Below are 12,727 nucleotides of genomic sequence, written 5' to 3'. Positions count from 1 at the left end.
ACCTGCTTTTTTTCTTTTTTGAATACCTTGTGTTATAATTCGATAAAATTTAGTTAGTATATAGAATACTATAAAGGAGAAAATCATGGCAAAATTCGTTGATGAAGTAAAAATTTTATTACAAGCTGGTAAGGGTGGAGATGGAATGATCTCATTTAGACGTGAAGCACACGTTGATAAAGGTGGACCTGACGGAGGTGACGGAGGTCGAGGAGGAAATATTTACTTTGTTGGTGACCATGGTAAAAATACTCTACTTAGTTTTTATAAAAGCAAACACATAGTTGCGGAAGATGGTGTGAAAGGTGGACCAAAAAATCTTTATGGAGCGAATGCTAAAGACACTTATATTAAAGTTCCAATTGGTACTTTGGTTTACAATGGAAAAAAATTAGTTGCTGATGTTATTGAAGCTGATGTCCCGTATTTAGTTGCTAGCGGAGGTAAAGGTGGTCGTGGAAACACAAAATTTAAGACCGCTAAAAACACGGCTCCTAGAATTTCAGAAAATGGAATGCCAGGTGAAAAGTATGAGGCTAATATTGTTTTAAAAATTCTTAGTGATGTGGGTCTTGTCGGTAAACCGTCAGCTGGTAAAAGCACTTTACTTTCAATCATTTCAAATGCCAAAGCAAAAATTGCTGATTATGAATTTACAACTTTAGTTCCTCAGTTAGGGATGGTTGAATATGATGGTGATTCATTTACTGTCGCTGACTTACCTGGGTTAATTAAAGGGGCATCTTTAGGTAAAGGTCTTGGTATTCAATTTTTAAAACATATTGAGCGTTGTCGTGTTATTGCACATATTATTGATTTTGGTTCTGAAGATAAAAATCCAATCGAAGATTATCAAATTATTAATCAAGAATTAAAAAGTTACAATTTGAAATTAGAAAATAAACCGCAATTAATTATTGCTAATAAATCTGATTTAAGTTCTTTTACTGAACATCTTGATCAATTTAAGAAAGCATATCCTGATTTACAAATTGTGACTATTTCTGCAATTAATCATGAAAATTTAGCTAAAGTTAAAGGAGAACTTCTTAAATTAGTTAAAGAAGCTGCATTAAATCCAATCGAAAATGAAGAGGAAGAACAAATTAAAGTAATTCAATTTGAACCAGATTATGAAATTTTTTCACCTTATAAAGGATACTATGAAATTACTGGTAAGAAAATTGAAGAACTTTATCATAAAATTCCAATTAATACTTACGATAACCTTTTAAGATTCAATAATATTTTGAAAAAAATCGGAGTTTGAGAAGAACTTGTGCGAAGAGGAATTAAACAAGGTGATGTAGTTTCGATTTATGGTTATCAATTTGAATGAGAAAACGAGGTATAAAAAATGAAAAGAGTTAATGATTTTTTAAGCTTTGAAAAATTTACTCAAAAAACAAATCAAGCAATTTATCCTAAATTAAAAACTCTTGTTGATGAAGCGGTTGAGCCTTATCTTCCTGAAATTAAAAAAATAAATATTTGATTTTGAAGTTTACTTGGTTCTGGTTTATTTTTATTGCTTCTTACAGCTATTTTATTTTCTAGATTCCAAAAAAGCATCATTATATCCTCTTTTGGATTTATTGGCTTATGTCTTCTTATCTTATCTTTTGTTTTCCGTCGCTTAAAAAACAAGAAGTACCAATTAATTGCAACAGAAATTTTTGCAAAAACAAATTTAGAACAAATTTACGCAACTGCTCTTGAATCTAATGAGTTAGAATGAAAAATTTGAAAACCTAAATCATCTGAAATTCATGAATTTTTAGAGAAAATTAAAGCACCTGATTTTTGAAGAGCTGCCCCTGGCATTCCGTCTAGAGCAAAAAAACATTCCTGAGAAGTCAAATGAGCATTTTCAATTAGAGAAAAATATCAAGGAATGCTTGTGCAAGTTGTTTGAATTGAAAGAATTGCAAAAAAGGATCATGTTGAAATTGTTTATCATTATGACTATAAAGTCTTTTTAGATACTTCTGCTTTAAAATCAGAAGGAGCATATTTTGAAATCAATTCAAACTTATGAGGTTTAGAAAAACAAAAATTGGAAAATGACCAATTCAATAAAATGTTTCGTCTAAGATCTAATGATGATTTATCAATGCGTAAAATTTTTACGCCTTATTCACAAGAAGTATGTGTCAATCGTCAAATTGATAATGATTATTCAATTATCAAAAAAATTAATATTTTAGCTACACCGGAAATAATGTTAACTTCATTTGTAGGGACAAAGTTTAATTTTGAATTAAGATCATTTAATACTTCAAATTCCTCAAAAATAATTAGAACCATATATGATCAATCAATTTTAGATTTATATACTTTATATTTTATTCTGTCATTTTATGATATTCCAATTTACCTTAAATAGTTTTGAATTATTTAAAAAGAAAATTAGAAATTATCAGTTTCTAATTTTTTTATTTTCCAATATAATAAATATTACGCAAGAATAATAATCAGATGAAAGATGGAATTCGGGATAAATTGAAAAAGTTTTAAAAGTTTCTTTTTATACTTTATATTTTTTTCTTTGTGTTATAATAGTATTGCAATTTACAAACCAACCCAGATATATTTTAAATTAACGTAGGAGGATAGTTATGAGACAAACTACAATTGTTAACAAACAAACAGCCGATAAAAAATGATATATTATCGATGCTGAAGGACAAGTTTTAGGGCGTTTATCAGCATTTGTTGCTTCAGTTTTAAGAGGGAAAAATAAACCTACTTTTACACCAAATGCAGATATGGGTGATAATGTTATCATTATCAATGCAGAAAAAATCATTTTAACAGCTAAAAAAGAAGAAAACAAAATTTACTATTCACACTCAGGTTTTCCAGGTGGATTAAAAAGCATTACAGCAACAAAATTAAGAGCTAAAAGACCAACAGCTTTAATTGAAAAGGCAGTAAGTGGTATGATTCCACATACAAAACTTGGTAATAAACAACGTCGTAATTTATTTGTTTACGCAGGTCCAGCTCACAAACATGAAGCACAAAATCCAGAAAGATTAGAGGTTAAATAATTATGTCAGTACAATACCGTGGTTTAGGAAGAAGAAAATCATCTGTTGCACGTGTTAGATTAACAAGTGGATCAGGTAAATTTGTTATTAATAACCGTGATGCAAGAGAATACCTTACATCAGACATTTATTTAAAAGATGCTAACCAACCTTTTGCTTTAACAGAAACATTAGGACAATTCGATGTTTCAGTTAATGTTGCAGGTGGTGGATTAAGTGGCCAAGCTGGTGCTATTAGATTAGGGATCGCGAGAGCTTTATTAGAAGCTAGTGCTGATTACCGTGCTGTTTTAAAATCTGCAGGAATGCTTACAAGAGACGCGAGAGCTAAAGAACGTAAAAAACCAGGTCTTCGTGCAGCTCGTCGTGCAAGACAATTCTCAAAACGTTAATTTATTTTAATAATTTTGCTTGTTTATTATTATAAATGTTATATAATAAATAAGCACATATGCGAGCGTAGCTCAGCTGGTTAGAGCACACGACTGATAATCGTGAGGTCGATGGTTCAAGTCCATTCGTTCGCACCATTTCAAGAAATTGTCCAAAATCACTTTTATAGTGATTTTTTTTATTTTTTTCTTAATTTTTTTCATCAAAAAAATTAATATTTTTTAATATTTTTTTGATAATTATGTTATTATTATTTCACACATAAATTTTGATAATTTTGAAGTTTTAAAAAATATAAAAAAATATTTATTATTTTCAAAATTGTGTGTATAATAATTAAGCAAACATTTTAAATAAAGTTCTTTGAAAACTAGATATATACAATACATGACAGTCAATTTTTTCGAGAGTTTGATCCTGGCTCAGGATGAACGCTGGCTGTGTGCCTAATACATGCATGTCGAGCGGAGTTCTTCGGAACTTAGCGGCGAATGGGTGAGTAACACGTACTTAACGTGCCCACTAGATTGGAATAACGCTGAGAAATTAGCGCTAATGCCGGATACTTATTAATTTCGCATGAAGTTAATATAAAAGGAGCAATTGCTTCACTAGTGGATCGGGGTGCGTAACATTAGCTAGTTGGTAAGGTAATGGCTTACCAAGGCGATGATGTTTAGCGGGGTTGAGAGACTGATCCGCCACACTGGGACTGAGATACGGCCCAGACTCCTACGGGAGGCAGCAGTAGGGAATTTTCCACAATGGACGAAAGTCTGATGGAGCGACACAGCGTGCAGGATGAAGGCCTTCGGGTTGTAAACTGCTGTTATAAGGGAAGAAAAAACAAAGGAGTGGAAAGCCTTTGTCTTGACGGTACCTTGTCAGAAAGCAACGGCTAACTATGTGCCAGCAGCCGCGGTAATACATAGGTTGCAAGCGTTATCCGGAATTATTGGGCGTAAAGCGTCTGTAGGTTGTGTGTTAAGTCTGACGTCAAAACTTGGGGCTCAACCCCAAATCGCGTTGGATACTGGCACGCTAGAATTGTGTAGAGGTTAGCGGAATTCCTAGTGAAGCGGTGAAATGCGTAGATATTAGGAAGAACATCAACATGGCGAAGGCAGCTAACTGGGCACATATTGACACTGAGAGACGAAAGCGTGGGGAGCAAACAGGATTAGATACCCTGGTAGTCCACGCCGTAAACGATGATGATTAGCTGATGGGGACCATCGGCGCAGCTAACGCATTAAATCATCCGCCTGAGTAGTATGCACGCAAGTGTGAAACTTAAAGGAATTGACGGGGATCCGCACAAGCGGTGGAGCATGTGGTTTAATTTGAAGATACGCGTAGAACCTTACCCACTCTTGACATCTTCCGCAAAGCTATAGAGATATAGTCGAGGTTAACGGAATGACAGATGGTGCATGGTTGTCGTCAGCTCGTGTCGTGAGATGTTCGGTTAAGTCCTGCAACGAGCGCAACCCTTGTCCTTAGTTAGATGATCTAAGGAGACTGCCCGAGTAATTGGGAGGAAGGTGGGGACGACGTCAAATCATCATGCCTCTTACGAGTGGGGCCACACACGTGCTACAATGGACGGTACAAAGAGAAGCAAAACGGCGACGTCAAGCAAATCTCAAAAAACCGTTCTCAGTTCGGATTGTAGTCTGCAACTCGACTACATGAAGTCGGAATCGCTAGTAATCGTAGATCAGCTACGCTACGGTGAATACGTTCTCGGGTCTTGTACACACCGCCCGTCACACCATGGGAGCTGGTAATGCCCGAAGTCGGTTTTGTTAACTACGGAAACAACCGCCTAAGGCAGGACTGGTGACTGGGGTGAAGTCGTAACAAGGTATCCCTACGAGAACGTGGGGATGGATTACCTCCTTTCTACGGAGTACATTACCTATCTAATAGGATACTTAAAGACTATTTTTATTAAAATAATTAATAATTGTTACAATGACACATGTACTATGTTAATAGTCCATAGATATATCTAGTTTTGAGAGAACTTTCTCTCTTGTTCTTTGAAAACTGAATAGTAAAGATATTACAACGACATCAAATAAATAAATTAAATTGGTTAATTTGTTTTGATTGATACCGAGTAATTATTACAATGTAATAATTTATTGAAATGTCTTTGAATATACATCAACAATAGGTCGAATATTGTCAACTTTTAAATAAGTAAGAGTTTGTGGTGGATGCCTTGGGTCTGGAAGTCGATGAAGGACGTGATTACCTGCGATAAGCCTCGTGGAGCTGGATATAAGCTACGAAGCGGGGATTTCCGAATGGGGAAACCTAACTAGAGTAATTTCTAGTTGCTATACGATGAATAAAATAGTCGTATTTGCGAGACACGTTGTGAACTGAAACATCTTAGTAGCAACAGGAAGAGAAAATAAAAAATGATTCCATTAGTAGCGGCGAGCGAAAGTGGAAGAGCCCAAACCAACATTAGTTGGGGTTGTAGGACTATCTACATAAAGTTACAAATCTTTGTTATAGCAGAATTAGTTGGGAAACTAAAGCATAGAGGGTGATACTCCCGTATGCGAAATGGCAAGGACTTCTGATAGTATCCTGAGTAGGGCGGGGCACGTGAAACCCTGTCTGAATCTGCCGGGACCATCCGGTAAGGCTAAATACTAACCAGACACCGATAGTGAACTAGTACCGTGAGGGAAAGGTGAAAAGAACCCCGGGAGGGGAGTGAAATAGAATCTGAAACCGCTTACTTACAATTAGTCAGAGCTCGTTAATGAGTGATGGCGTACATCTTGCAGTATGGACCGGCGAGTTATGTTAACATGCGAGGTTAAGTGGAGAAAAACGGAGCCGTAGAGAAATCGAGTCTTAATAGGGCGTTTAGTATGTTGACATATACCCGAAACCATGTGATCTATCCATGAGCAGGTTGAAGCTTGGTTAACCCCAAGTGGAGGACCGAACCGTAGTACGCTGAAAAGTGCCCGGATGACTTGTGGATAGTGGAGAAATTCCAATCGAACTTGGAGATAGCTGGTTCTCCTCGAAATAGCTTTAGGGCTAGCGTCTGATGTTAAACTTTGGTGGTAGAGCACTGAATATGGAATGGCCGCGCCTAGCGGTACTGACTATAATCAAACTCCGAATACCATTGTGTATTATCAGGCAGTCGGAACCGGGGTGCTAACGTCCCGGCTCGCGAGGGCAACAACCCAGATCGTCAGCTAAGGTCCCAAAATCATGTTAAGTCAGAAAGGTTGTGTGATTTCATAAACAACTAGGAGGTTGGCTTAGAAGCAGCCACCCTTTAAAGAGTGCGTAATAGCTCACTAGTCAAGAGATCATGCGCCAATAATGTAACGGGAGTAAAACATGATACCGAAGCTACGGGTACGAAAGTACGTTAGAGGAGCGTTCTAAGTGCGGCGAAGTCAGACCGTGAGGACTGGTGGAGCGCTTAGAAGTGAGAATGCCGGTATGAGTAACGATTTGAGGTGAGAATCCTCAACGCCTATTGGGAAAGGTTTCCTGGGGAAGGTTCGTCCACCCAGGGTTAGTCAGGACCTAAGCAGAGGCTGAAAAGCGTATGCGATGGACAACAGGTTAATATTCCTGTACTACCTATTATTAGTGATGGAGTGACGGAGAAGGATAGCATTACCCATTAATGGATTTGGGGGTAAGTAGCGACTGGTGAGTATAGTTAAATGCGTACTCTATAACCGGAATCTACGATGCATAGGAACTTCGGTTCTGAATTATGTGATTTCATGCTTCCAAGAAAAGCTTCTAAACGTTTAAAATAATTGGTACCTGTACCGAGAACGGACACACGTTCCCAAGATGAGTATTCTAAGGCGCGCGAGAAAACCATCGTTAAGGAACTCTGCAAAATGACCCCGTAAGTTCGCGAGAAGGGGCGCCAACTTAAAGTTGGCCACAGTAAATTGTGAGGGGCAACTGTTTATCAAAAACACAGCTCTCTGCTAAACCGCAAGGTGATGTATAGGGGGTGAAGCCTGCCCAGTGCCCGAAGGTTAAGTGGATGCGTTAGCTTTATGCGAAGCGTTGAAATGAAGCCCGGGTGAACGGCGGCCGTAACTATAACGGTCCTAAGGTAGCGAAATTCCTTGTCGGCTAAATACTGACCTGCACGAAAGGCGCAATGATCTCTCAACTGTCTCAACGATGGACTCGGTGAAATTATGGTCCCAGTGAAAACGCTGGGTACCCGCATCAAGACGAAAAGACCCCATGGAGCTTTACTACAACTTCGTATTGGAACTTGGCCTAACATGTGTAGGATAGGTGGGAGACTTTGAAGTCAAGGCGCTAGCCTTGATGGAGTCGACCTTGAAATACCACCCTTGGTATGTTGAGTTTCTAACCTGCCGCCGTTATCCGGTGGGGGGACAGTGCGTGGTGGGTAGTTTGACTGGGGCGGTCGCCTCCTAAAAGGTAACGGAGGCGTTCAAAGGTACACTCAATACGGTCAGAAACCGTATGTAGAGCGCAAAGGTAGAAGTGTGCTTGACTGCGAGACCTACAAGTCGAGCAGGTGCGAAAGCAGGACTTAGTGATCCGGCTGTACGTCATGGAACGGCAGTCGCTCAACGGATAAAAGTTACCCTGGGGATAACAGGCTTATCTTGCCCAAGAGATCACATCGACGGCAAGGTTTGGCACCTCGATGTCGGCTCATCGCATCCTGGAGCTGGAGTCGGTTCCAAGGGTTTGGCTGTTCGCCAATTAAAGCGGTACGCGAGCTGGGTTCAGAACGTCGTGAGACAGTTCGGTCCCTATCTGATGTGGGCGTTGGAATATTGATGAGAGCTGCTCTTAGTACGAGAGGACCGGAGTGGACGTACCGCTGGTGTTCCAGTTGTTCCGCCAGGAGCATAGCTGGGTAGCTAAGTACGGAAAGGATAACCGCTGAAAGCATCTAAGTGGGAAGCCTCCTCAGAGATAAGTATTCCCTTGAAATTCCTTGTAGACGACGAGGTTGATAGGATGGAAGTGTACGTGTAGCAATACATTTAGCTGACCATTACTAATAAATTGATAGGTTTAAAAGTTAAGATGTATATTTAGGCATTTTAATGAATTATTATTTACTATTCAGTTTTGAAAGAACTTCACCCAAGAGGGTGTTTTTTCTTGCTTTTTTTATAACTATAAAGCAAGAAATTCGCTTTTTTTTGTAGTTTTAATATATAATAAATAAGTCAATTAGAAAGACGAGGTTAATTTGTTAAATAATAAAACTTATAAGTTAAAAAATTGATTAATAAATTTTTGAGTTAATCATGATTTAGTTAAGAAATTTTTATACACAAGCTTCCTTTTAACTATTTTTGTTATAGGAACCACTATTACTTTACCTTTTGTTAAAATTGCTAATTCTAATCAATTGTCTGATAATGCATTTTTAAATACTTTAAATTTAATTGGTGGTGGAGGATTAAGACAATTTTCTATTTTTGCCTTAGGAATTAGTCCATTTATTAATGCTTCGTTAATTATGATGATTTTACAAACAAAAATTTTTCCTCCAATTTATAAAATGAGTCAAAGCGGTCCACGTGGAAGACGTCAAATTAATATTATTACTCGTTTTGTAACATTATTTATTGCTTTTCCGCAAGCTATTTTCTTAACCAAAGGTTTAGCAACAGGTTCAAATCCTTTTATTACAATTAATCCAGGTAATTCAGGATTTTCAAGTGGTTTTTTAGCTTATTTTGCTCTACCTATGATTTTGGTTTCTGCTTCTCTTTTTGCTCTATTTATTTCAGAACAAATCACTAATAAGGGAGTAGGTAACGGAACTAGTTTGATCATTTTTGCAGGGATTGCAGCAAGATTACCATTCCAATTCCAAACCGCTTTTATAACTTATATTAAAGGAGCTTCTGAAAGCAGCGGAACATTAGTTGGAATTATAAATTTTGTAACTTATTTGGTTGTTTATTTATTTGTAATTTTAATTGTAGCAATCGTTTATGTCGCTGAGCGTCATATTCCAATTCAGCAAGTGGGTGCTGGACGTTCTAAAAATAAAAAAGAAATTGGAAAATTACCAATTAAATTAAATCCAGCTGGTATTATGCCGATTATTTTTGCAATGATGGTTCTTTCTTTACCAGGAATGATTGCGAATATTTTACCAGACACAAGTGCTTCAAAACAATGAATCAACGCAAATATGCAATTTACTAAACCGCTTGGATTTTCACTTTTACTTGTCATAATTTTTTTCTTTTCATTAATTATGGGGATTCAACAATCAAAAGTGGATAAAATAGCAGAAGATTTTGCTAAGAACTCAACCTTCATTCCGGGGGTACGTCCTGGTGAGGAAACACAAGATTATTTAATAGCAATTGTCTTTCGACTTAGTGTGTTTTCATCAATTTATTTATTAATTTTAGGTGGAATGCAATTTGTTGAAATTATGACCGGAATTCTCAATCAAGCAATTTCTTTCGGTGGAACTTCAATTATGATTTTAGTTTCAACTGCACTAGAAACAATTGGTCAAATACAAGCTAGAAATAAAACTAATCAATTAGCTAAAGCTAAACGTAATACAATCTTAAATATCGAATCTGATGAAGATGATCAAAAAGTAGAAGGATTATTATGATAAATAAAAATATAATTTTCATGGGAATGCCAGGAGCAGGAAAAGGAACTGTTGCTGCAATTTTAAAAAATGAAACTAATTTAAAACATCTTTCAACAGGTGAAGTGTTTCGTAATGAAATTAAAAATGAAACACCACTTGGTTTAAAAGTTAAAGAATACGTAACTTCAGGAGGTTATGTTCCTGATGAAATTACTAATCAAATTGTTGCTAATGCTTTAACTCAATTAATTAATCAAAACCAAAGATTTATTTTAGATGGTTATCCACGAACAACAGCACAAGCAGAATTTCTAAACCAAACTTTTGGGAATAATTTTATGGTTATAGAATTACAAGTTTCAGAACAAGATGTCTTAGAACGTCTTGGAGGTAGAAGACTTTGTCCAACTTGTCAAAGTGCTTACCATGTTAAATTCAAAAAACCACAGCAAGAAAATTTATGTGATTTAGATCAAACTGAATTAATTATTCGTGAAGACGATAAACCAGAAAAAATTCTTAAGCGTTTAGCAATTTACAAAGAACAAACTAAACCACTTTTAGACTACTATAAAAACAAAGATTTACTCTTTGAAGTCAATGCAACCGAAGTGCCAGAACAAGTTGCAGAAAAAGTTAAGAAAATTATTCAAAATAATTAATAAAATGGTAAAATCTAAGTACTTTGAAAAAGTGCTTATTTTTTTATTATTTTATGATAAGAAAAAGGGAAAGATATGAGCTTGATTAAATCAGAAAATGATATTGCGAAAATTACCAAAAGTTGTCAAATCTTGGCAGAAGTTAAACAAATTGTTTATGACTTTGTAAGACCAGGGGTTTCTTTAAAAGAAGTTGATCAATTGGCTTTTAAAGAAATAATTAAGCGAGGAGCTAAACCAGCCTTTTTAGGACTTTATGGTTTTCCCGCAACAGCTTGTATATCTGTCAACGAACAATTGATCCATGGTATTCCTAATGATTACATTATCCAAAACGGAGATCTAGTAAGTGTAGATTTAGGATGCATTTATGAAGGATATAATTCTGATAGTGCATTTACAAAAGGAGTTGGTCAAATTACTGATCAAGACCAAAAGTTAATTAATGTTGCTAAAGGAGCTTTTGAAGCTGGTCTTGCAGCAATCAAAAGAGGAGCTCGTATCGGTGATATTTCAAATGCTATTGGAGAATATATCAAAAAGAACAATTTATATACACCAGATGAATTTTGTGGCCATGGGATAGGGCTTCAATTACATGAGGATCCAAATGTTCCTAACGCAGGAAAAAAAGGAACCGGAATGCTATTAAAAGATGGAATGGTTATTTGTATTGAACCTATGGTAACACAATCACGAGGAATTAAAATCTTAAATGATGGATGAACAGTAGTTTCAAGAGATGGTAAAAATACTTCTCATTACGAACATACTGTTTTAATTAAAAATGGTAAAGGAATTGTTCTTACGAAAGGAATTTAATTTTGGCAAAAGATGCTATAAAGTTAAAAGCAAACGTTAAAGAAGTTCACTCAACTGATTTATATTCAGTAGAACTTGAAAACGGATTAGTTATTAAAGCTCATATTTCAGGAAAGATGCGCGTAAATCATATTCGTATCTTACCTGGTGATGTTGTTGATGTAGAAATGAGTCCTTATGATTTAACACAAGGACGAATTGTTTATCGTCACAAATAAAAAGGAGAATTACATATGAAAGTTAGAGCAAGTGTTAAAAAAATGTGTAAAGATTGCAAAATCATTAAACGTAAAGGAGTTATCCGTGTAATTTGTGCTTTACCAAAGCATAAACAAAGACAAGGATAATTCTAGGTAAAGGAGAACAAAGATGGCACGTATTTTAAACGTTGAAATCCCAAATGATAAACGTATCGTTATTTCATTAACATACATTTATGGAATTGGAAAAACTACAGCACAAGAAATTTGTAAAAAAGCTAACATTGACGAAAATGCTCGTGTTAAAAACTTATCAGAAGAAGAATTAGCAAAAATTCGTGAAGCTGCTAAAGATTATTTAACAGAAGGTGATTTAAGAAGAGAAGTTACATTAAACATTAAACGTTTAATGGAAATTAAATGCTACCGTGGAATTAGACACCGTAGAGGACTTCCTGTAAGAGGACAATCAACTCAAAAGAATGCTCGTACACGTAAAGGTCCAAGAAAAACTGTTGCTGGAAAGAAAGGTAAATAATAATGGCTCGTAAAACTAAGAAAAAAAACATTGTTAGTGGTGTAGCTCACATTCACTCAACAAACCAAAACACAATTGTTACCTTTGCAGACGAACAAGGAAATGTTATTGCTTGAAGCTCAGCTGGAGCAATTGGATACAAAGGAACAAAGAAAAAAACTCCATATGCTGCTGGTTTAGCTGCACAAGCTGCTGCTGAAGCTGCTAAGGAACAAGGTATTAAAACAGTTAAAGTTGAATTAAAAGGTCTTGGAGCAGGAAAAGATGCTGCAAGAAAACAAATCGAAGTTTCAGGTATTACAGTTACTGAAATTAAAGACGTTACACCAGTTCCACACAACGGAACAAGACCACCAAAACGTATCTTAAAACGTGAACGTATGAAAAAATAATTTAATTCGTAATTGAAAGAAGGTATT

Annotated in this window: 11 protein-coding genes, 1 tRNA gene and 2 rRNA genes; all 14 read left to right on the top strand. The window is 36.0% G+C overall.

The window, feature by feature from the left end; all coding sequences use genetic code 4:
• Nucleotides 1-85: 85 nt before the first annotated feature.
• Entirely contained in the window at nt 86-1,354 is a 1,269-nt protein-coding gene (gene obgE / locus EXC53_RS03700) for a GTPase ObgE (RefSeq protein ID WP_119571954.1), read from the top strand.
• Nucleotides 1,355-1,357: 3 nt separating this feature from the next.
• On the top strand, nt 1,358-2,386 hold the full coding sequence (locus tag EXC53_RS03695) for a hypothetical protein (protein WP_119571953.1): 1,029 nt from the start codon (nt 1,358-1,360) through the stop codon (nt 2,384-2,386).
• A gap of 232 nt (nt 2,387-2,618) precedes the next feature.
• Nucleotides 2,619-3,053: a 50S ribosomal protein L13 gene (gene rplM / locus EXC53_RS03690; protein ID WP_119571952.1), complete on the top strand. Its 435-nt coding sequence runs from the start codon at nt 2,619-2,621 to the stop codon at nt 3,051-3,053.
• A gap of 2 nt (nt 3,054-3,055) precedes the next feature.
• The gene (gene rpsI / locus EXC53_RS03685) at nt 3,056-3,445 is read left to right on the top strand and encodes a 30S ribosomal protein S9 (protein WP_408634281.1); all 390 of its coding nucleotides are present in this window, start codon (nt 3,056-3,058) and stop codon (nt 3,443-3,445) included.
• 61 nt (nt 3,446-3,506) lie between these two features.
• Nucleotides 3,507-3,583: transfer RNA gene (locus tag EXC53_RS03680), tRNA-Ile, on the top strand.
• Between the two features lie 262 nt (nt 3,584-3,845).
• Nucleotides 3,846-5,351 (top strand): 16S ribosomal RNA (locus EXC53_RS03675).
• Nucleotides 5,352-5,644: 293 nt separating this feature from the next.
• Nucleotides 5,645-8,533 (top strand): 23S ribosomal RNA (locus tag EXC53_RS03670).
• The 16S and 23S rRNA genes sit together here with 1 tRNA gene alongside, the layout of an rRNA operon.
• A 176-nt stretch (nt 8,534-8,709) precedes the next feature.
• On the top strand, nt 8,710-10,107 hold the full coding sequence (gene secY, locus EXC53_RS03665; protein ID WP_408634285.1) for a preprotein translocase subunit SecY: 1,398 nt from the start codon (nt 8,710-8,712) through the stop codon (nt 10,105-10,107).
• Nucleotides 10,101-10,748, top strand: a complete 648-nt coding sequence (locus EXC53_RS03660; RefSeq protein ID WP_119572115.1) for an adenylate kinase family protein — start codon at nt 10,101-10,103, stop codon at nt 10,746-10,748. The genes secY and EXC53_RS03660 overlap by 7 nt, the downstream gene beginning before the upstream one ends.
• Nucleotides 10,749-10,823: 75 nt before the next feature.
• Complete coding sequence (map, locus tag EXC53_RS03655) at nt 10,824-11,570, top strand: type I methionyl aminopeptidase (protein WP_119572114.1); 747 nt, start codon at nt 10,824-10,826, stop codon at nt 11,568-11,570.
• A gap of 2 nt (nt 11,571-11,572) precedes the next feature.
• The gene (gene infA / locus EXC53_RS03650) at nt 11,573-11,788 is read left to right on the top strand and encodes a translation initiation factor IF-1 (RefSeq protein ID WP_119572113.1); all 216 of its coding nucleotides are present in this window, start codon (nt 11,573-11,575) and stop codon (nt 11,786-11,788) included.
• A 15-nt stretch (nt 11,789-11,803) separates the two neighbouring features.
• Entirely contained in the window at nt 11,804-11,917 is a 114-nt protein-coding gene (gene rpmJ / locus EXC53_RS03645) for a 50S ribosomal protein L36 (RefSeq protein WP_027333497.1), read from the top strand.
• Between the two features lie 22 nt (nt 11,918-11,939).
• The gene (rpsM, locus tag EXC53_RS03640) at nt 11,940-12,308 is read left to right on the top strand and encodes a 30S ribosomal protein S13 (protein WP_119572112.1); all 369 of its coding nucleotides are present in this window, start codon (nt 11,940-11,942) and stop codon (nt 12,306-12,308) included.
• A 2-nt stretch (nt 12,309-12,310) separates the two neighbouring features.
• Nucleotides 12,311-12,700, top strand: coding sequence for a 30S ribosomal protein S11 (gene rpsK, locus EXC53_RS03635; protein ID WP_119572111.1), 390 nt, complete (start codon nt 12,311-12,313; stop codon nt 12,698-12,700).
• Nucleotides 12,701-12,727: the final 27 nt, after the last annotated feature.

The organism is Mycoplasmopsis gallopavonis, from assembly GCF_900660635.1.
Taxonomy (GTDB): domain Bacteria; phylum Bacillota_I; class Bacilli_A; order Mycoplasmatales; family Metamycoplasmataceae; genus Mycoplasmopsis; species Mycoplasmopsis gallopavonis.
The sequence above is the reverse complement of the archived record's forward strand: the minus strand, read 5'-3'. Positions and strand labels throughout refer to the sequence as shown.